This window comes from Commensalibacter melissae (assembly GCF_009734185.1).
GTDB lineage: Bacteria > Pseudomonadota > Alphaproteobacteria > Acetobacterales > Acetobacteraceae > Commensalibacter > Commensalibacter melissae.
In genome coordinates, this window is the sequence record NZ_CP046393.1 from 1,618,514 (window position 1) to 1,641,487 (window position 22,974).

A 22,974-nucleotide genomic window follows, 5' to 3' on the forward strand; every position below is an offset into this window, starting at 1 on the left:
TTTAATTTTACTAAATTAAAATCTTCCTCTTTCTTTCTTCCATGTTATAAAAGAAACATTATTTTTATTTTGTGCCATTTTATAGAATAGAAAGTCGTTAAAACTGTGGATACAGTGAATCAAAAACGTTATTTTTATCCAATACGACATTTTTTCCCATTATTACTTGCGACGAGTCTTGTTGCATGTGGTGGCGGTCATAAAGATCAAAAGAAGTTGAATGATAATTCAGCAGCAACATATCAGGAAAATACTCCTGAACAACTGTACAACAACGGTATAGATGGCATCAAGATTAGGAAATACAAATTAGCCACTAAACAATTCGAGTTATTACAGGAGAATTTCCCTTATTCAGGCTATACCCCTAATGCCCAACTAATGGAAGGATATGCTTATTATCTGCAAAATAAGTATCCGGAAGCGGTAAAACAATTGGAAACCTATTTACAGCTTCATCCAAATAGCCCTGATGCACCCTATGCCTTTTATCTTCGCGCCTTATGTTATTACGAACGCATTTCAGATGTCACAAGAGATCAGCAAGGCACAATGGAAGCGCTTAGTGCCTTGAATGATGTAGTAAGCCGTTTCCCCGGAACCTCCTATGCCCGTGATGCACAGCTCAAGATTGACTTATGCCGTGACCATCTCGCCGGTAAAGAAATGCTCATCGGACGCTTTTATGAACAGCAAAAAAACTATGAAGCCGCTGTTACCCGTTATCAACGGGTTATTTTAGACTATCAAACGACCAACCATGTAGCAGAAGCATTACATCGTCTCGTTGAAGTCTCCTTAAAATTGGGACTTACAGATCAAGCCCGTAAGACAGCATCTGTATTGGGATATAACTATCCCAACAGTCACTGGTATCGCTATACATATAATGATTTAAGAAAATATCACCTTGTTTCAGAACAAACAGCCAAACCAACCAGTAAAAAACCTGGATTCTTCAAACGAATGTGGTATTCACTCACTTCTATTTTTTAATAAAACATCCCTGTTTTATATACTGAAGCCCCAATGTTAATACAACTCTCTATACGTAATGTTGTTTTAATTGAAAAGCTGGATTTAACCTTCGATCAGGGACTTACGGTTTTTACTGGAGAAACAGGGGCAGGCAAATCTATTTTACTAGATAGCCTTGCCTTAACATTAGGTGAAAGAGCAAGCTCTTCCTTGATCAGGACTGGATCAAATCAGGCTTCGGTCACAGCTTGTTTTGAAATCGAGAAAACGCATCCTGTCTATCAGCAATTACAATTACAAGGTTATGAAATTTCAGAAATAACCGATCAGCCATTGGTCATTCGTCGTACTATTTCACAGGATGGCCGTTCACGCGCCTATGTTAATGATCAGCTTATCAGTCTTAATTTTTTACGAGAAATTGGTCAACTACTTATCGAAATACAGGGACAGCACTCGCAGATTGGTCTAATGGATATGCGAAATCATCTTTCTCTTCTCGATAATTTTGGCACTCCACTAAACTTATTGAATGAAACTCGCAAAACCTATTATCAATGGACTGAAACAACAGCAAAACTTGCCGCTCTTAAAAAAAATCTTGAAGAAACATTACATGAAGAAAAATGGTTACGAGAATCAGTTGAGGAATTAAAAAATCTTTCTCCACAAGCTGAAGAGGAACAAGAGCTTGTTCATAAAAGACGATCATTACAACAAAATGAAAGACATCTGGAATTACTGGTTTCTGCTCTTAATCAGCTTGCTCCCCAGGACCGTAAAAATAACCAGCCTTCCCAAGTCTTGCTAAATGCAAGTAAAACTCTTCAACGTCTCTTATCCAATTCTGAAAATACTTCATTTTCCGAATCTAATAAATCCATTCAAGCAGCATTGGAAGCGATCACTCAAGCAGAAGAATCTTTAGCGGAAGCGGAAACAACACTTTCACAGCTTGTAAACACGATTGAAATTGATCCTCAACAAATTGATGAAATAGAGGAACGATTATTCTCCCTACGCGGCGCAAGCCGGAAATATGGCGTGACTATTGATGAATTGTCCCATCTGCTTCAAGAATTTGAAATAAAACTCAATCAACTAGATATTGGAACAACACAAATCAAGACCCTCGAAATAGAAGTTAATCAACACCGCCAAAAATTTGAGGAAGCCGCCGAAGCACTATCACAACATAGACAGAAAATTGCCAAAAAGTTGGAACAAGCTGTTACTACCGAATTAAAACCCTTAAAACTGGAACGCGCAAAATTTCTCGTATCTTTGAAGCCCCTTAACAGAGACGCATGGAATCAAAACGGTAAGGAACAAATCGAGTTTTTGATTGCAGCCAATCCCGGTGTCCCTCCTGCCCCTTTGAACAAGTCCGCTTCCGGCGGAGAACTTTCCAGACTTTTATTGGCTTTAAAAGTTGTTTTAAGCCAAAAGTCTACCTTATCAGCGCTGATTTTTGATGAAATTGATTCCGGTGTTGGCGGGGCGACCGCTTCGGCAATCGGTGAAAAATTACATCATGTCGCTCAAACTATGCAGGTATTTGCAGTCACACACAGCCCTCAAGTTGCTGCCAGTGGAGATACGCAATTTCAAATTAGCAAATTAATTAAAAATGGCGTAACCTATACCACAACAAAATGTCTAAATTCAAACGAGCGTAAAGAGGAAATCGCCCGTATGCTTGCTGGGAACCAGATTACTGACGCTGCCCGTTCCGCCGCAGATAGCTTACTAAATAAATAATAAAAAAAAATTAAGTACTCAAAATTATGCAAAAATTTCAAACTGATTTTCACCAGATTTCCATATCTGAACTATCTTCCGAACAGGCTCAAAAAGAATTGTCACAACTTGCCAATTTATTAAAATCATTGGATCACGCATATTACAATCAAGACGAACCTTTGGTGGAAGATGCTACCTACGATAAATTGCGCCAAAGATATAACAAGATCGAACTCCTTTTCCCACAATTCAGACAAAAAGACAGTATTAGCCAAAAGGTTGGAATCAAACCGACGGGAGGATTACAGAAATGTAAACATCTAATACCCATGCTTTCCCTTGATAATGTATTTGATATTAGAGAATTTGAAGATTTCATAAAACGAATCCAGCGTTATCTTGATCTCAAACCAGATGAACTTGATAATCTTCATTTTGTTGCAGAACCAAAAATTGATGGATTATCCATTAACCTTACCTATAAACATGGTAAACTAATCCAAGCCAGCACACGTGGTGATGGAACAACGGGAGAGGATGTTACCGAAAATGTCAAAACATTGCGGAACCTACCCTTGACACTTCCAGAAAATTATCCAGACACAATTGAAATTCGGGGAGAGGTTTACATCTCCAAGCAAGATTTTTTCAATTTAAATAAAGAACAGGAAAAAAATAACAAACGTCTTTTTGCCAATCCAAGAAATGCCGCAGCCGGCTCTCTCAGACAACTTGACCCTGAAATTACACGCTCAAGACCCCTTTCCCTATTTGTGTATGCACAGGGTTATTCAGATAAATCAATCGCGGATACACATGAACATTTTTTAGAACGCTTACAGCAATGGGGCTTCACCGTTAATCCCTTATTCAAGGTTGTTAAAAATGCCCGGGAAGCGGAAGAATTTCAACAGTCCATTATTCATCAGCGTTCCGGATTGCCCTACGATATTGATGGAGTGGTTTATAAAATCAATTCTGTCACCTTACAAAACCGATTGGGATTTATCGGACGATCCCCACGCTGGGCAACTGCATGGAAATTCCCGGCGGAACAGGCAATAACCCGCATAAAAAAAATCGAGATTCAGGTTGGACGTACGGGCGCTTTAACGCCTGTGGCCCTCCTTGAACCCATAAATGTTGGTGGCGTAATCGTAACAAGAGCCACCCTTCATAATGAAGATGAAATAATCCGTAAGGATATCAGGGAACATGACCAGGTCATTATACAACGTGCTGGTGATGTAATTCCCCAAATTTTGCGAGTTGATATATCCTGCAATTCTCAAAATCGTGCAGCGCCTTTTAAATTCCCCACACATTGCCCTGTTTGTGGAGCCATTGCAGAAAAACCAAAAAACGAAGCTGTAAGTCGTTGCACAGGTGGACTGTCTTGTAAAGCCCAGATTGAGGAACGATTAATTCATTTTTGCTCTAAGGATGCTTTCAATATTGAAGGTATGGGGGAAAAAACCGTTCTCGATTTTTTCCGTATGGATTTAATCAAGCAACCTGCGGACATCTTTCGTTTATATCAACATCAACAAACCATACTAAGACTTGAAGGCTGGGGAGAGCTTTCTTTAAAAAACCTTTTAACCGCCATTGACCAGCATAGAAGGATTTCACTGGATCATTTTATTTATTCCCTTGGAATTCGAAGGATAGGACTTACAACAGCTAAAATTCTGGCCAGATACTATACATCATATACCAACTGGAAGGAACAAATGCTGGCCGCCCGGCAAACTGGCTCTGAAGAAAGATTGGTATTGGGTTCCATTGAGGGAATTGGTCCTGCAATCGCGGATGAAATTGTTGCGTTCTTTACCGAAATGCATAATTTGACAACCCTGCAGGATCTTGAAAAGGAACTGACCATTCAGGATGTGCAGTATCAGCAAACAGGAAAACTTGCCGGTAAAACAATTGTTTTTACAGGAACCCTATCTTCCATGACACGTTCCGAAGCTAAAAATATTGCTGAAAGGCTGGGTGCAAAAGTAACAAGTTCCGTTTCACAAAAAACCGATTTCGTGATCGAGGGCACAGATGGTGGCAGTAAAGCACGAAAAGCAAAAGAACTTGGTTTGCAATGTCTCGATGAACAAGAATGGAATGAATTGATTGGATCTGAAAAAATATAATGGTCAAACAAGGTTTATTTCAAATATTTTGGTAAAATATTCTCTTCAATATGATTTAAAACAAACCTTCCGGAAGCTTCGAAACTTTCCTCACTGTAATGCTGTTGCATATATTGACGTGCATTCGCAGCATAATTCTGTGTTTTGCTTGGATTATGATAATATTCCAGAATTTGTCTAGCTAAAAGTTCTGGAGAATTTTTATCAATTAATGTTCCTATTGAATTATTCCTGAAAGCACTCCGCATCTCCCCAACATTTGTTGAAATAACCGGAATACCGACAGCCAAAGCTTCATGAACGGCAATACATAAGCCTTCATAAACAGAAGTTTGCAAATATAAATGAAGTTTTGATAAAAAATTCATGACATCATCTGAAAAACCTATCAATTCGACATTATCCACTTTTAATAAATGAATAAGGTTTTTCAAATGCTGTTCCTCTTTTCCCGATCCAGCAATGGATAATTTTATCCGTTTTCCAACCTCGGGATAATGATGGTTGATGTAAGCCATCGCCCTGATCATTAAGGGAAAATTTTTTACGGTATGTAAACGCCCAACTGAACCAATATGAAATATTCCTTTGCCATTCCATACTGAACCCATAGGTAGATTGTGTGGAATTTTAAATAAAGACCAGATTTTTATACGATCTTCAGGAACTTTCATTTTCGATTTCAAAAAATTGGCAACTCCTGTTGAGTCAGCAATCCAAAGCCGACTTAATCGCTGCATCAGAATTGTTTTGATTAATCTCAAAGAATAGCTGTTTGCACTATGTTTCCAACTGACAACCGGAATCCGGTTCCATAACCCCACCAATTGGCCGTCCACCGTCGCACGTGTCAATGACGTCCATATAACATCGGGAGGAGAACGTTTTACAATTTGGTTGAAATGAAAAGTGGATTTATATCTATTTTCATTATTTCCTGATAATAAACGGTAAGAAATATTACTTTTTTTAAATAAATCAACAGTTTCCATATTTCTCGGTATACAGCCGAACAATTCAACGGAATGCCCCAGTTTCTTGAATAAATTTATCAGATCAGGAATTACGAATTCAGCCCCACCCCCATCAAAACTGCTAACAATATAATATATCTTCATATAGATAACCGAAACAATAATTACAAAACATACTGATCTTACCAACCTTTTACAGAAGATTACGTTATTTGCCAATATCAATATAAAATATTAACAAATAAATAAATAACTATTAATTATCCTTAATAAAAACATAAAACAGGCAAGTAATAATCCAATAATATATTTAAAACTCAAATAGTTACTTTTGAATTATTGATTGTATGATACAATTATTGGGTCAAGAAAATAACAATTGGCTTATGAAACAAAAATAAAATAAGGAGCTACAAATGAGTAAAAAGGTTTTTACTACAGCTGAAGGTATTCCTGTTCCCGATAACCAGAATTCCAGAACCTCTGGACCTCGTGGTCCAATTCTATTGGATGATTTTCATCTGGTTGAGAAACTTGCTCATTTTAACCGTGAAGTTATACCCGAACGGCGTGTTCATGCCAAAGGGGCGGCCGCTCACGGAAAATTTGTAGTTACCCAAGATATAACCAGATATAGCTGTGCCAAAATATTTAGCGAAATAGGTAAAGAAACCCCGATGTTTGCACGCTTCTCACAAGTTGCAGGCGAAAGGGGATCAGCCGATACGGTAAGGGATCCACGCGGTTTTGCCTTGAAATTCTACACTGAAGATGGAAACTGGGATCTTGTCGGAAACAACACTCCCGTGTTTTTTATTCGTGACCCCCTGAAATTCCCCGATTTCATCCGTACCCAGAAAAGGGATCCTCAATCCAATCTAAAAGATCCCAATTTTCAATGGGACTTTTGGTCTTTATCTCCCGAGGCCCTGCATCAGGTCATGATCCTTTTCTCTGACCGGGGTATTCCCGCCAGCTATCGATGCATGCATGGTTATGGAAGCCACACTTTCAGTCTAATCAATAAGGATAATGTCCGCACTTGGGTAAAATGGCATTTCAGAACAGAACAGGGTGTTAAAAATCTTGATCCTAAAAAAGCTGGAGAATTAGCCGGTTCCAATCCGGATTACCTTACCGAGGATTTATTCAATGCAATCAAGGAGGGCCATTTCCCAAGATGGAAAGCCTATATACAGGTTATGTCGATTGAACAAGCAAAGAATCACAAGGATAATCCTTTCGACGTTACCAAAGTTTGGTCACAAAAAGAATTCCCATTGCATGAAGTTGGATATTTTGAATTGGATCGTAATCCAGGAAATTATTTTGCCGAGGTAGAACAGGCGGCTTTTTCCCCTGGCAACGTTGTTCCCGGCATAGGCGTTTCCCCGGACAAAATGTTGCAAGGACGTATATTTGCCTATGCTGATGCCGCACGGTACCGGGTTGGAACAAATCATCAGCTGCTGCCCATCAATGCTGCAAAAAGCCCTGTAAACAATTACCAAAGAGATGGATATATGCGTTTTGATGATAATGGAGGCGGAATGACAAACTATGAACCAAACAGCGATCCAAATGCTCCAAAACAAACGAACACTCCTGAAAACTATTTCCCAGATTATACATCCGGTGAAGGGGGAAGGTACGACAACCGCGTTGACCAGGACTATTACAGTTATCCAAGGGCCTTGTTTCATTTGATGAAACCAGAACAAAAAAGTCTATTGATCAATAATTTTGTTGAATCCTTACAAATGGTTCGAAAGGATATTCAAAAACGCGTGTTGGAACACTTCCAGAAAATTGATCCGGAACTGGAACAAAAAGTAGCGACGGGTCTAAAATGATAAAATAATTATCCGATTTTTCAAATATAGAAATTAATATTTGGTTTTTTAAAGTAATCCCTTGATTAAAACCCATAATCGGGGGATTATAATTTTGTAAAATTTACAAACATACTTAATAAAAAGAGCGCGACTCTTCCCCTTATTTACTTAGAGTAAAGACTTTAATTTTATTAAATTACTCTTATATATCTCTAAGAAACTATAATGGTGATAAAGGATATACAATATTATGAGTACTACATTCTTTCTTCCACCTGTAAATATTATTGGTAAAAACGCCTTACAAGACGCTATTTCCCACATTCAGGGACATGGTCTCAAGCATGGCCTTATCGTTACAGATTCATTTCTAAGCAAAAACGGAGTAGTCAAAAAAATTGCTGATATGCTTGATCAGCAAGGAATTAAAACAAATGTTTTTGATGGCACCCATCCCAATCCTACCGTAACAAATGTTAATGACGGATTAAAAATACTCAAAGAAAATAATTGTGATTTCGTTATTTCCCTTGGGGGTGGTTCTCCGCATGATTGTGCCAAAGGGATTGCCCTGCTTGCCACCAATGGTGGTGAAATCAAAAATTATGAGGGAATTGACAAATCCAATAAACCTCAACTTCCATTAATCGCGATCAACACAACTGCTGGAACAGCCAGTGAAATAACCCGTTTTTGCATTATCACGGATGAAACACGCCATGTTAAAATGGCTATCATTACACCTCATGTAACACCTATTTTGTCTGTCAATGATCCCGCTTTAATGGCGGGTATGCCTCCTGGACTGACTGCTGCGACAGGTATGGATGCTCTGACTCATGCAGTTGAAGCCTATGTTTCCACTGCCGCCACACCCATCACAGATGCGTGTGCCTTGAAGGCCGTAACCCTAATCGAAGAAAATCTGCGCAATGCAGTTAAAAATGGCCAGGACATGCAAGCTCGTGAGAATATGGCCTATGCAGAACTGCTCGCAGGAATGGCATTCAATAACGCATCCTTGGGATATGTCCACGCAATGGCACATCAGCTTGGTGGTTTTTATGGTTTGCCACATGGGGTTTGTAATGCAGTACTGTTGCCTCACGTTCAAGAATACAACCTCCCCAAATGTGCCGCTCGTTTAAAAGATATTGCAAAGGCAATGAATATTGATGTCAGTAGCATGAATGATGAGGAAGGCGCCAAAGCCTGTATCGCGGCTATCCGCAGCCTCTCAAAAGATATTAACATTCCTGCCAATCTGACAGAACTCAAGGTTCAGGAAAAAGATATTCCCACCTTGACTGCCAATGCGCTTAAGGATGCTTGCGCCTTGACCAATCCCCGTCAGGGAAATGCTGAAGAAGTTGCGGCAATCTTTAAATCAGCAATGTAATTAATAATTTCATAACTTAAAAAACAGGATATGGATAACCATATCCTTTTTTTATCATCTATCTAATGTAAATTACTGAAAGATATTTAAAAGTCTACACGACTTTTGAATCCGAGAAAGGCTGCGTTAGGAATATTTTTTTGTGCATTTGGATGAATCTCGTATTGAAAATCAGGTTGAAACATAACTCCATCATAAATATGAATTAAATAAGTAAGCTCTACCGTTATTTCTGCTGATTGTATTCCAGATGCTCCTGAAACAATATCCCCGATGGGAAAACCTGACATTATGTTATATCGTTGTGCCTTGCGTGCTTCCCGACTCATAATTTGATGAACAAATAGAACACCTATTCCATCCATAGGCCGTGATTTCCAAAATCCGGTATTGATAATGGCCGCCAGAAATTGATTTTGTCTTTGAAATGTTTTTGGATTACTGTGAACAAAACCAAGATATCCTATCAACCCGTCCAAATCACCCGGCCCATTTCGCTGAATCATCTGATCCAGTAAAACCCATTCCTCATCCCGTCCCCTTTTCCATTTCTGATCTATTCCATTAGCCGAAGTGATATGCCCCCCGTAAATGGAACGGCCCCAAACAGGATAAGGTGATGTATCATAGGCAAATCCAATTTTATAATGTCCCGTTAATTCATGTTTTCCCCATTTTGGTTGATAGATCATTTCTATAGGAAATTCCCCACCGGCATCTTCACCTGTTCTAACCACAGCGGCCCAGCCTGCCCGATGGCCGGCCCTATTGCTATAAGCCGCCCGACTTACCTGATACATGCCTACACGTATAAAATATTGAGGAGTGGCCTGAAACAGAATATTAATTCCCCATTCTGAATCCGGCCATGCTGAAAAACCTGCCGCCTGTCCACTTAAGGGTTTTGGATTACCGCAAATTCCATTATTCATGAAATAACACTGAATAGGGCTGGTTGCAAAGCTTGCCCCGACATCCATCCTTCCAAAGGACATGATCATGCGATCTTCCAAAAGATGTTTATCCAGATACAGATTTACTAGTTTTGCAACAACATTCCCACCAGCACCATATAATTCCTGCACCTGTGTTATATTTTCCCCAAGCCCTGCACTCAGATTGCTTCCATAACGACCAATGACTGTCATATGTCCAACCAGACCATTCGTGATCCAGTTATCCCCAATCAATACTTCCCAATCAATATCTATATTTGCATCCACTGCACCTGTATTGGTTGATTTCTTTTGATGATATCCTGAAATATTTCCTGCAAATTCATTTTGGTTGTCAAAATTGATATTAATGCCCCGGTTATACAACCACGAATGCAATCCCCACCAATTTCCAAGCAAATGTTCCGGTTGGGGCAAATAGGGATTTGTTCTCTCTTTCTGCATTCTTTGGATATCAATACGGTTACTTTCTGCACGACTAACAGCTGTTCTCCATCCACCACTACTACCAGCCGGAATCATGTGCCAATCCGTTAACTCATCATCATATTTTCGATTTTGTTCCAAAGAATCTGTTTGTGAATTTTGAGCATGAACAATTAAATTATTATTTTCTAATTGTATAAAAATAACAATTAAAGAAAAACATAATAATTTAAATATTTTTGATAATAAAATATCTTTATTAAATATTTCTTTCATGTTTTCCCATAATTTATTTATTTTTTATTACATTTAATAATAAATAAATATTATTTTTCAATATAAAATACTTGGTATGTATTTTAATTTTAAATCAATGTATTTTATTTACAGCTAGTTTAATATTAATTCTTGTTTTTTTCACATTTCATATTTAGAATTTAATAATAAATATTTTAAATTTATGAATTCTAACGGTAAATTTTCACTATAAATCAAATATCATCACTAAATATGTCAAACAGAATATGTCTTTTTGCCTCTTATAATTTAACAGATGAACTTCTTCCCGACACAAAACATTTTTTAAGGCAACTTTATTTATGCGGATGGGAAACACATTTAGCCCTTTCCGGGAAAGAAAAAATTTCAAAGGATATACACGATTTTTGCCAAAAACATTTAATAACACCCCATTCTCGTCCTAATCAGGGACTGGATTTTGGAGCATGGCAAGATTTAATAATAAAAAAAGTTACCGATCATGCTGATTATATCCTACTAACTAATGACAGCATTTTTGGCCCCATATATCCCCTACAGCCTGTTTTTAAAAAAATGTTTACCAAAAACTTGGATATATGGGGGATGGTTGATAGTTTTGAAGTGAACTGGCATTTCCAATCATGGTTTCTGTGTTTTAACCATACCACATTTTTTAATCCAGCAATTCAAGACTTATTTATGCAACCATTCAAACAAATGGACAGACAGGCCATTATCCAGCAAGGTGAATTAAAGCTAGGACGCATTTTGCAATCAAATCCGGAAATTAAATGCAAGGCAGCCTGGTCACCAACAAAAACAAGACTTTTTAGAAATAAAAAAAACGTCAATCCCATGCACCTGGATTGGTATACTATCCTGCATTCTGATAACGTCCCTTTTATTAAAAAAGAGCTCATCCGTGATAATCACTTTGGAATTTTCTGGCTGGACTATTACCGTACACTTCTGAAACACAATCAATTTTTCAAATTAAACTATATTGACACCTATTTAAACGACCATATTAACCGACCGATGATCCCCCATACCGTATGGTGGAAACGGTTGAAATATCTTGCCATAACTTATGATACAAAACTTGCCTGGACATATTTCATAAAACAGGGTGTTTCTTGTTCTCCGCCACTTTAACACTGTTATAGATTTCAAATAATTCATCAGCCTGTTGTTCATAAGTCATAATATGATCCTTATATGGATTAAGATAGGCATCCAAAAAGGATGGTTGTTTCAGAAATCCTTCAATAACCTTTTTTAATTCTTCCGAACCATCATATAATGAAATATAGGTACCATTTATACCATCTATAACATCCTCTGACTGACCACCAGGATGGGTACACACAACCCAAACATCTCGTAGCAAAGCTTCCCTGACTGTCAGCCCATAGCTTTCTTTCCATTGGGAAGGAAAAAGCAATATATCTATTTCATTAAAGAAATCATCCTTTGAATTTTCATCATAGGGTGGAATAATGATAACCTTATCCTGCCCCTTCCAGGAATCTATATCAAATGATGAATATCCAAGATTGCTTTTGCTATCTACAATCGTCAATTTCCAGTTTTCATGTTTTAATGATGTAAATACGTCAAAAATGAGATTATAGCCTTTTATTATCTCATTTCCGGCAACGAAACCAAACCTCAAGACAGAACCTGCCATACGCTTTTTACGCAATTTTCTTGGACGGGAAACTCCGTTACGATTTACTATAATTTTATCGGGATCAACATCATTCACTATATAAAGCTGACGATGTGTTTCACTTGGACTTAATAATAACGAGGCTCCTTCGAGTGATTTTTTCATCATTTTCATTCGTTCTCTTAAATAGAAAACCTGGGGTTCACATGCCTGACAAATATTCAGGTCTATTTTTTCCTGAAAACAATATTTATGATTATTTTTGACCATAAATGTACGGTCACAAAGCCACCACGTGTCATGAAGAGTAATAATATAAGGAATATCTTTCAGTTGACATGAAGCAATCAAATGCAGTCCAAGATTTTGAATTGCATGAAAATGTACAATATCTGGTTGAACAGCCTGTAAAACCATTTCAAATGGATCCACAATTTCTGTATTATTGAATTCTTCCGATGGATATGATTGCGGTGAAATCTCTACTGAATAGACCAAGAATCCATTATCACAATAACGCCTTAATCCTTTATGTTGTGAAAAAGGTCGGGAGGTAAAAATTGTTATTTCAGTATTATCTTTTTTTTGTATCCGACGGGACATTTCCTCTGCAACCATGGTGGCACCACCGTAAGAATATGGTGCATAATAAAGATTAACCACCAAAATCTTTAATTTATCCCTGACTTGTTTATTCGGTATTCCAAAAATAGGTTCAACCTGTTTTTTTAAAATTGTATCGGGAGAATAATCCTTTAAGACATCATAATAAGCCTGTCGTCCTAAACGTTGACGTAACTGGGAGTTCCCTGCCAGTAAACATATTTTTTCCTTCCATTCAGATGTCGAATTAGCAATAAAGCCATTTTCACCATCCCGAATTATTTCTTTGAAATTTTTTCGGGGAGAACAAACAGAGACAATACCTAAAATGGATGCCTCTAAAAATTTAATATTGCTTTTGGCATCATTAAAGGCAATATCTTCCAACGGTGCTATAGCTATATCAGCATGTGCCAATAATTTCATGTATTGATCATAGGACCGAAAAGAAAAATAACAGACCTGATTTTTGAAATCCCCAAATTGATTTGGTAATTCAAGTTCCCCTATTATCCACAATCTTAATTTTTTTTCATGAATAAGTGCCGAAATAATTCCATCGGCCGCAATCAGAAAATCAGCATTATGAGTTTTAGTCCCTGATCCATAAAGAACAATTATTTCATCTTTTTTCTTAAGATCACCATCTATTTCCAATTTACGTGGATAAAGGTCTGAAGCAATTCGTAAAGTATTTTGATCCAAGGCATTTTCTATAACCTTAACTTCATAAACTCCAACCTGTCGTATATTTTGTGCCAAAGCGGATGTAGAAGCAATTGCATGATCACAAGCCAATAACGCTTTACGGAATAATCCTGATCCAAAAAGTAATAAATCCAACTCCCCTTTGGGTAAATACTTCATAAACCCGCATTGTAAATATAATTTTTTGTCAAATATTAAATCATCAACTTCCCACCAGGTTTTTAAACCCAATCGTTTAGCCTCAGAAATCTGATCCAAAACATTTTGAAAAGCAGGAACCCTATAAAAAATCACTTCTTTACAAATTTGTAAGACTGATAAAACCTCACTTTGATTTCTCCAGTCAACAATTCTGCATTGCCATCCCAGTTTTTCAAAATATTCTTTTTTTTGCTGTACGCGATATTTATAGCATTGTGGTAACGTGACTTCCGCAACAATTAAAATTAAATGTGATTGATTAAACTGTTGGTTCTCAAAAAATTTGTAATGAAAAATAAAATTATTTTTTTCATTTATTATAAATTGTCTACAATTAATTTTTTTAAAAATTTTTTCAAATATATTTACACAACGATCAATTCCAAAATAAACGATCTTTATAAACTTTTTTACTGGAATAATATTTTCCAGCCGATCTATGACTTTCCTATAATATTCTATACGAGCATGTAAATTTGAAATACGATTTTTATAATGCTGTAATTGAGCAATTTGTAAATTCAATATCCTGAAGGTTAAATGATATTCATCAATAAGCCGGTTTTTTTTTTTAATTTCAGCCTTTAGATATTCAATATCATTTTCTTTTTTATACATAAATTACAACTGGCTAGTGAAAATAATGATCATTATAACAGAAAAGCTTACTATTTATAAAATAGCAAGCTTTTCGAAAAGACCAAATATAGATTTAGTCTTTTATTTTTTTACTGGATCATTGATATAAGTAAACTGTGTTCCATTAAGATCCTTAACTGAAACACCTTGCAGAATCAATTGATGGTTACCAAGATCAAGAACAGCATTTCCTTTATCATCCTGATGCGCATTCTGAAGAATACGATCAACATCACTTCTATTAAATCCGTAGTTGAGGAATTCAACCATATTATTTTTGGATTTGGAGAAGTCAGTAATTAATGTCTTACCACCCTGATCTGTATCTTTAGTAAAGATAAACAAGTTGTTACCTTCACCACCAGTCAATGTATTTGAGCCAACACCACCAACCAAAGTATCATTACCAGCACCACCAACACCGAGCAGTTGTGTTGTAGCACCCTTGGTTGAATCAGAGTAAATCAAGAGATTCGAAGAAGATGTCGAACCATCCAATGTCTGGTTTCCACCACCACCAGCGACAAGTAGAACTGGATTGTTTGGATCATTAACATCTTTTGCTGTCAGGTGGAAGTTTAATCCATCCGCACCAAATATTTGAGTTTGTGTAGTTATATTCTGCCCACCAGTTAGGGTAACATTCGTATTGCCTGTACCATTGAAGAACTTGAAACTACCATTGATATTGAATGTATTGTTAACACCATGAATTACATCAAAATTATCCGTAGAAGCTGTAATCGTGTTATTTTGACCACCCAAAAATTCGTTGCGGTTATGATTGTTATTATGGCCATCATTAGAAGCGGCATTAAATGTAACATTGCCTGCATTACCACCAATAACGGTACTTCCACCCCCAACAGTGATAACGTTATTGCTACTTACATCATTGATAAGACTGTTGTCACCAATATTGATCAATGAATGACCGCCACGAATGGTAATAGAATTAAAACCACCATTAGGCGCGGTGATTGTATCCTGTCCATCCGAAGTAACCTGGTTATTACCTGTTCCCAAAGTTATCTTATTCTTGCCGGCACCCGCATTTATGACATTATTTCCTGAACCGGAGGCAATGGTATCATCTCCGTCACCAGTTGCTATTTGCCATCTACCACCCTCTTGATCGTTACCGATAAAATTGATTGGATGATCCTTGGATCCGCCAGCAAATTGCCCACTTTCCTTGCCCGCCTTATAAGTGACTTGAGCATCAATCCCCGCCAATACACGAACGTACTGATTGGCGCTCATTGCTGAATTTACCGTTACGGGTTCATTTAGGAATCTAAAGTTATTTGCATCAAATTTATCATTGGCATCAAGTTTCTGTCCGTCCTTGATTAGCGTTCCAACGGTAATGAAATTAACGCCATCCTTAACGTTATAAACACCTCCGTTCCTGATAACGCCGTCAAATAAAAGATTTGATCGTGATGCTAATGGAGAAATATCATCCCCGTTATAAAAATTAGTAACATCAATATCTCTGTCAGTTTTATAATAATGACTTACAATATCATCTCTGATTTGATTAGCCAGTGCTAAGGCCTGAGAACCATCTACAGTCACAGCTATAGAAGAATCTGAACCACCTGGAACCGTTATAATTGCCATCTCTACTTTACTCTAAAATATCCAAATTATTATAATTTATCAAAATTAATTCTACTTTGTTAAAAAAGTAAAATATTACTTAAAAATTGTCAAATTTATTTTTTACTTGCAACATTGTATGTTGTAACAAAACACTAATGTTAAATCAAACTTAAAAACAAATCGTTTATTCAATTTTATGATAGGATTATGACCTTAAAATCATACTTTGTATACTTCAAATATACAATATTATTATAACATAATTCATATAGTTAATCAATTCCAGGCTTATATATCATGATAAAAAATCAACCTTTACAAGAAAAAGAGACGAGTTCATTAAAAGATCTCTTAAAAAACGATAATGAGAATCTGTTTTTTCATATTCCCTTTCTAAAAAATGAAATTCATCACCATTATTCTATTCTCGTATGGTTGATAACAAACCTAAAACCAAAAAAAATTGCAATATTTGATAATGATATTGAAAGAATCATTCATAAGAATATATGCGAAATTATTGATAGTTTTGAACTATCCAGTCAATGTTTCAGTGAAAAACAAAAGAAAGAAAGCCCCTATTCATATCCGAACACCTTGCTACCCATCAAACCTGATATTTCCGATTACGATTGTATTTTCATCAACAGTCTGAACCAATCCCTTAAAAAAGCACCCATTATAAATTCGCTATATGAAAAACTTCCTGAGAATACCACGATTGTTATTGATAATATCTTTAGCGATCATTCAATTGCCAAGGAAAACTCCTCGATCATAACAGCATGGCAGACACAATATCCCCATTTTGATTTTTATCATTATTCTGGACTGACCATTCTCTACACTGGTACAGCGGTTCCTTTTTCGTTAAAAAATCTCTTTGACCTCAGTTACTCACCTGTTCTGGCACAACGATTCCAAAAAAAATGTGCTTTTTTTGACCAATATTGGTCGATGTATAACTCATTGGATAAAAAAAACGAAGCATCAACGCCATCTCTATTTCTGGAATCAAAAATTGAACAAAATTTATTGGGCAGAAAACTTCAATATTCTGAAAAGGAAATTGCAAATCAAACCCAAAAAATCAGGGAAAAAAACAAGATATTAAAAGATTTAACCAATCAGGTTGCCAAAAATGGATGTAATAAAAAATTAATATCTATTAAAAATTTATATCCAAAAAGTATATCGGAAATAATCTATAGACAATTAAAAAGAAAAACTCCTGTATTCGTCAAAAAATATATCAAAAACAAAATAAAAATGTATATAGATGCTCCTAATTTTATAAATGTAATTAAAAGAAAATTTTATAAAGAAGATAACATTATCGGAAATTCCCCTCAAAGTTCTAATTCTTTACATTCAATGGATAGCCTGAATTACTTTGCCAGGCCTGATTACAATTCCTATAATCCCATAAGAAAAATTCTTTTTGTTGCTGGAGAACCCGATACACCGGGTGTAATTTATCGTTGTTATCGTAATGCCAAAGCTTGCATTATGGCCGGTCATGAAGCTAAGGTTTCAAACGCAGCTGATGTTAGCGTTAACGATATACAATGGGCTGATATCATCATTTTATGGCGTGTTGAGTTTAGCGGTCACATTGATGGAATTCTGAAACTAAGCAAGGAATATAATAAATTAACCGCCTTTGATGTCGACGATATTGTCTTTAAACCCCATTTTGCCCATATTGAGATCATAGATGGTATACGTACCATTGGTACAACCGAGGCAAAAACGGCCCATACATTTCACAACATGCGTCAAACCCTCATGCGTTCAGACTTTGCGATTGCAACTACAAAGGAAATGCGTGAACATATGGCGCAGGAACTTATTCCTAGACATGCCGGCCCATTAGTATATACCCTACCCAATATTTTTGATGATGAATGCGTAAAATTATCACGATTTGCCGCCCGTATTGTTCAAGCAACAAAAAATGATGATTACATCCGGATTGGCTATGCAAGCGGCACCCGAACACATCAGCGTGATTTTGCCCTTGTCATACCTGCACTCATTTCAATTTTTCAACAACGTTCCAATGTACGCCTTGTTTTATTCAGGGAACCCATAAATCACCGTCCCATTTTGCATATGAATGAATTTCCAGAACTGAAAAATTATGAAAATTTCATCGAGTGGCGCGATACCGTACCCCTGGAAAAACTTCCCCAAGAGTTGGCAAGATTTGATATCTCAATTGCCCCATTGGAAATTGACAATGTTTTCTGCAATGCAAAAAGTGAGCTTAAATATTTTGAAGCTGCATTGGCAAATGTCTGTTCAATCGTTTCACCAACCCAACCATTGAAACGATGCATTCAACACGGTGTTACTGGATATCTGGCATCTACCGCGAAAGAATGGGAAGAATATTTACTATCGCTTATTGACAATAAAACACTTAGAAAAGAAATGGCGCAAAATGCATATCATGCCGTTTTATGGAATTTCAGTTTGCAACGTCAATCCAAACTTTGCGATACAATGCTTTTAAGTTTGGTTAATGAAAAAGGCGCAGCACAGGCAGCGGAAACTATTATTTCACGCAAAAACTATAACCTTCGCAATTTACCCGTCATTCCACACAGCAACATTCTTTTTGAACATGATAACTTGCGGGAATCTGAGGTAACGGTTGTCATTACTTCCTATAACTATGAGCAATATATACTGGAGGCACTCGAGTCCGTTTTTATTCAGACATTAAAGGATATTGATTTGATTATTGTTGATGATGGTTCGTCTGACGAATCAATCACCCTAATTCTTGAATGGTCAATAAATCACAAGCATCGATTCAATCGATTGCAAATCCATCAATCAGTAAATAATGTCGGTTTGGGAGGCGCACGAAATATTGGTATTGCAGCCAGTGAAACACTGTATTCCATGCAATTGGATGCGGATAATCGTTTAATGCCTGACACATGCGAAAAATTATTACAGGCCATACAGAATACGAATATTGGTTATGCCTATCCAGAAATACAGCATTTTGGCGCAGGAGAGGCCATTGGAGGGCACGTTCCCTTTAATCCCCTACGCCTCACCGTTGGAAACTATATTGACGCAATGGTTCTTATTGCCAAATGGGCCTGGGCTGCAGCTGGTGGATTTTATGTAAAACGGGATGCAATGGGGTGGGAGGATTTTGATATGTGGTGCTCCCTTGCTGAAATGGGTATCAGCGGAAAACAGGTAACCAATACTATTGCTGAATATAGGGCACATTTTGCATCAATGACCAATGTACTCACTGAACAAAATACCCACAAACCCAAGGTTGTTTCTCATCTTGAAAATAGACATCCTTGGCTTGACCTGGTTTATCCCGAAATTTCACCCTGGAATAAAAAACAATAATTTCTTAAACTCATTTAATATTATTAATAAATAGTTAGTAACTACATTAAATTACTTTATAATATTTTAATATAAAATCACTAAAATAAAATATTACATTTTAGTGATTTTAAAACAACAAATAAAAAAAATAAAATTATTGAATAGATAAGATTTTTATTTACGCTAATATTGTTTTTAATAAATAACTATTAAGGAGCGTAATAATGGATTATCAAAATAATAATATAAATAAAAAAAGAATATGCTGGGGAAGTATTATTGCTGGTATTTTTACAGTTATGGCAGTATTTTTTCTTCTTTTTATTTTGGGAAGCAGCCTGGGTGTTTCAATGCTGTCTCCTAAATCCGATGATATTATTAATGGTGCAGGAACAACAGTTTTAATCTGGACTGTAGTTTCAATTATCCTCAGCCTTGCATGTGGCGCTTTTGTGACTGGACGCTTGGCTGGCGTAAATGGCCTCATTCATGGATTCCTTGTTTGGGCCACTTCGCTTATTTTATCCATTATTATTGGATGCATGATTTTAAGTTCCATCCTTACCATGATCGGGGGAACAATCGGAACAGTGACCTCATCTACAGGTTCCCTATTAAGCGGCATTGGTTCTGCATCACAAAATGGTATTTCAGGAATTTTTGATCTTAGCAAAAACACTCTGAAAAATTTTGATTTCAAATCAAATGCGAATAATCAACAACTTAATCAAAATGTGATAGAGGCTTTGAAAAAAAGTGATATTCCAGCTTTACATCCAGACTATCTATCCTCACAATTTAAGGAAGTTAAAAAAGAAGCCAAAAATGCTATCAAGGAAATTAGCATCAACCCAAATAATTCCGACAAGATTCTTTCTGATTTAATAAGCCACCTTAAAACCCGTACCGAAAACATCTATCAGTCCATTGATCGTAATGATGTAGAAAAGGCAATTGCCAATAATACTAATTTAACCCCTAAAGAGGCAGAACGTTCGGTTGACAATATTATTGCCATGCATAACCAGGCAGTACAAGAAGCAAACAATAAATTGAATGATTTGCAAAACAATCTTCAGGAAGCAAAAGAACAATTAAACACATGGAAAGAACAGGCTAAAGAAAAAGCGGATATGACTGTCAAAGCCATCGCACGTCTTTCATTCTGGTCTTTTATCGCCTTGCTAGTTGGTGCACTGGTTAGTACCGCTTGTGGATTATTGGGGCAAAGAACCGTTTGCAGAAAACTAGAAAATCAAACTACTGATAATGAGCATCATAATTATAATCACTAAATAACAATATCGCTTAATCTTTAAAAAATAACCAAAAAACTAGTATTTCCAAAAATACTAGTTTTTTTACTTTTTAAACCTTTTGAACAAAATCAATCGAAAGGAACATTTTCAAGTTCTCTTAACCATATATTCGCATTTCCATCTGAAGGGGCACGCCAATCTCCCCGTGGAGAAAGACTTCCTCCTGCAAGAATCTTGGGACCATTTGGCATGGCTGATCGTTTGAATTGGCTAAAAGCAAAAAACCGTTTAATGAATATTTCCAGCCAATGCCTAATTTCACATAAATTATAATCGGTTTTTTTTGTATCAGGATAACCTGCAGGCCAGCTCCCCTTGCATGAATTTGACCATATATGATAGGCCAAAAAAGCAATTTTTGAAGGTTTTAGACCATATCTTAGAAAATAATATAAATTAAAATCTTGCAATGCGTATGGTCCAATTATCGATTCAGTACTTTGAATGGATTTTGCATCTTTTGCAGGAATGAGTTCTGGCGAGATTTCAGTATTCAAGATTTCCTGCAAAACCCTGCCAGTTTCCTCTGAAAAAAATCTGGATTGAACAACCCATCGTATCAAATGTTGAATTAATGTTTTGGGTAATCCAGCATTGACATGATAATGGGACATTTGATCCCCTACACCATAAGTACACCATCCCAGCGCCAGTTCTGATAGATCCCCGGTCCCAACAACAATACCATTATGCAGATTGGCCAAACGAAACAGATAATCTGTTCTTAATCCCGCCTGGACATTTTCAAAGGTGATATCGTATACAGGCTTATTTTCTGCATAAGGATGTCCTATATCTTTTAACATTTGTCTGGCTGTATCAGAAATATCCAAGCATTCCCAATGAATACCAAGGCTTTTCATCAATGATTCGGCATTATTTTTCGTCTCTTTGCCTGTTCCGAATGCCGGCATTGTATACCCATAAATAGACTGTCGATCCATTTCGAGATCGTCAGCAGCCTGTACAGCAACCAGCAAAGCCTGCGTCGAATCAAGTCCTCCAGAAACACCAATGATCATTCGCTGGGCTTTGCTGGCTTGAATACGTTGTTTCAACGCTGAAACCTGAATCATGTAGGCTTCATAACAGTCCTGTTCCAACCGATGGACTTCCGAAGGGACAAAGGGAAAACGTTCCAAGGGACGTTGAAGCCCTATGGTGTCATTTGAAGGTTGCAATTTGAATGCAATCAAACGATAAGGTGGGTGTTTTGCATAGTACTGATGAAATGTTCCTCGTTGCAACCGTTCCTGACGTATCAAATCAAGATCAATATCTGCATATAGAAAATTATCGCCTTTTGGAAAACGTTCTGTTTGCGCCAGAAGTTCACCATTTTCAAAAATTGACAGTTGTCCGTCCCAGGCAAGATCCGTTGTAGATTCACCATTTCCTGCAGCAGTATATAGATAAGCGCAAATTCCACGTGAAGATTGCGTTTGACACAACAAAGAACGCTGATCCGCTTTACCTACAGTTATGTTACTTGCCGAAAGATTAGCAATCACGGTGGCACCAGCCATACAGGCATAACTACTTGGAGGAATTGGTACCCACAAATCTTCGCAAATCTCCGTCCCTATAAGCAAATCGGGATAATCCTCTGCTTTAAAAAGCAGATCAACACCAAAAGGAACATTCTGTTTGTTAAAAACTATGGACTCATTGACAATTAATTGCCCATCAACAAATTGCCTGGCCTCATAAAATTCCCGGTAACCAGGTAAATAGGATTTGGGAACAACTCCCAGAATCTTACCTTTATGAATAACAACCGCACAATTATACAAAGCACCCTTAAAAACAACAGGAGCTCCAAATATGAGAACAGGCATAAGTGATTGGCTTGCATCACATATCAGTTCAATAGTTTCCTTAACAGCATTTGACAGGCTGTCCTGTAACCTGAGATCCTCAATTGAATATCCCGTCAGAGACAATTCAGGAAAAACACAAAGTGCAACGCATTCCTGATGGGCCTTTAAAGCCAGTTGAATTATTTTCTCGCTGTTCGAATAAGGATCTGCCAAACAGACTGTAAAATTGCATAGTCCCACCCGGGCAAGGTTATGTTCATACAACGAGTAAAAATTTTTCAAGAAGAATCTCACATACTAAATATAATTTAAG

13 protein-coding genes are annotated in these 22,974 nt (G+C 36.9%); 8 read left to right on the forward strand and 5 right to left on the reverse strand.

Annotated features, from left to right (window positions below; translation table 11 throughout):
* The first annotated feature begins 114 nt into the window (after positions 1 to 114).
* The 3 genes from GN303_RS07200 to ligA are packed head-to-tail and all read left to right on the forward strand — an operon-like array spanning position 115 to position 4,871.
* Positions 115 to 996, forward strand: a complete 882-nt coding sequence (locus tag GN303_RS07200) for an outer membrane protein assembly factor BamD (protein ID WP_231504017.1) — start codon at positions 115 to 117, stop codon at positions 994 to 996.
* A 33-nt stretch (positions 997 to 1,029) separates the two neighbouring features.
* A complete protein-coding gene (gene recN / locus GN303_RS07205) occupies positions 1,030 to 2,739 on the forward strand; it encodes a DNA repair protein RecN (protein ID WP_110438477.1) in 1,710 nt (569 codons plus the stop codon).
* 26 nt (positions 2,740 to 2,765) lie between these two features.
* Positions 2,766 to 4,871, forward strand: coding sequence for an NAD-dependent DNA ligase LigA (gene ligA, locus GN303_RS07210; protein ID WP_110438478.1), 2,106 nt, complete (start codon positions 2,766 to 2,768; stop codon positions 4,869 to 4,871).
* A gap of 14 nt (positions 4,872 to 4,885) precedes the next feature.
* On the opposite strand, the gene GN303_RS07215 is transcribed toward ligA, so the two are convergent.
* Positions 4,886 to 5,989 (reverse strand): glycosyltransferase family 4 protein, encoded by a 1,104-nt coding sequence (locus tag GN303_RS07215; RefSeq protein WP_110438479.1) that lies wholly within the window; start codon positions 5,987 to 5,989, stop codon positions 4,886 to 4,888.
* Between the two features lie 272 nt (positions 5,990 to 6,261).
* On the opposite strand from GN303_RS07215, the gene GN303_RS07220 reads away from it, so the two are divergent.
* Positions 6,262 to 7,698 carry a catalase gene (locus GN303_RS07220; RefSeq protein ID WP_110438480.1) on the forward strand — a complete coding sequence of 479 codons (1,437 nt, stop codon included), beginning with the start codon at positions 6,262 to 6,264 and terminating at the stop codon, positions 7,696 to 7,698.
* Between the two features lie 232 nt (positions 7,699 to 7,930).
* Positions 7,931 to 9,079: an L-threonine dehydrogenase gene (yiaY, locus tag GN303_RS07225; RefSeq protein WP_110438481.1), complete on the forward strand. Its 1,149-nt coding sequence runs from the start codon at positions 7,931 to 7,933 to the stop codon at positions 9,077 to 9,079.
* 86 nt (positions 9,080 to 9,165) lie between these two features.
* Here the strand turns inward: yiaY and GN303_RS07230 are convergent, their stop codons facing one another.
* On the reverse strand, positions 9,166 to 10,737 hold the full coding sequence (locus GN303_RS07230) for a carbohydrate porin (RefSeq protein WP_110438482.1): 1,572 nt from the start codon (positions 10,735 to 10,737) through the stop codon (positions 9,166 to 9,168).
* A 234-nt stretch (positions 10,738 to 10,971) separates the two neighbouring features.
* Here GN303_RS07230 and GN303_RS07235 point away from each other — a divergent pair, with 234 nt between their 5' ends.
* Entirely contained in the window at positions 10,972 to 11,877 is a 906-nt protein-coding gene (locus GN303_RS07235) for a rhamnan synthesis F family protein (RefSeq protein WP_110438483.1), read from the forward strand.
* Here the strand turns inward: GN303_RS07235 and GN303_RS07240 are convergent.
* Together GN303_RS07240 and GN303_RS07245 are read right to left on the reverse strand one after the other, a co-directional pair.
* Positions 11,840 to 14,524: a glycosyltransferase gene (locus GN303_RS07240; RefSeq protein WP_110438484.1), complete on the reverse strand. Its 2,685-nt coding sequence runs from the start codon at positions 14,522 to 14,524 to the stop codon at positions 11,840 to 11,842. The two genes, GN303_RS07235 and GN303_RS07240, sit on opposite strands and share 38 nt — an antisense overlap.
* Positions 14,525 to 14,626: 102 nt before the next feature.
* Entirely contained in the window at positions 14,627 to 16,171 is a 1,545-nt protein-coding gene (locus tag GN303_RS07245; protein WP_110438485.1) for a calcium-binding protein, read from the reverse strand.
* Positions 16,172 to 16,450: 279 nt separating this feature from the next.
* Here GN303_RS07245 and GN303_RS07250 point away from each other — a divergent pair, with 279 nt between their 5' ends.
* Both GN303_RS07250 and GN303_RS07255 read left to right on the forward strand, forming a co-directional pair.
* Positions 16,451 to 19,540, forward strand: coding sequence for a glycosyltransferase (locus GN303_RS07250; RefSeq protein ID WP_110438486.1), 3,090 nt, complete (start codon positions 16,451 to 16,453; stop codon positions 19,538 to 19,540).
* 206 nt (positions 19,541 to 19,746) lie between these two features.
* The gene (locus GN303_RS07255; RefSeq protein ID WP_110438487.1) at positions 19,747 to 20,817 is read left to right on the forward strand and encodes a TIGR04086 family membrane protein; all 1,071 of its coding nucleotides are present in this window, start codon (positions 19,747 to 19,749) and stop codon (positions 20,815 to 20,817) included.
* 92 nt (positions 20,818 to 20,909) lie between these two features.
* On the opposite strand, the gene GN303_RS07260 is transcribed toward GN303_RS07255, so the two are convergent.
* Positions 20,910 to 22,943, reverse strand: a complete 2,034-nt coding sequence (locus tag GN303_RS07260; RefSeq protein ID WP_110438488.1) for an NAD(+) synthase — start codon at positions 22,941 to 22,943, stop codon at positions 20,910 to 20,912.
* Positions 22,944 to 22,974: the final 31 nt, after the last annotated feature.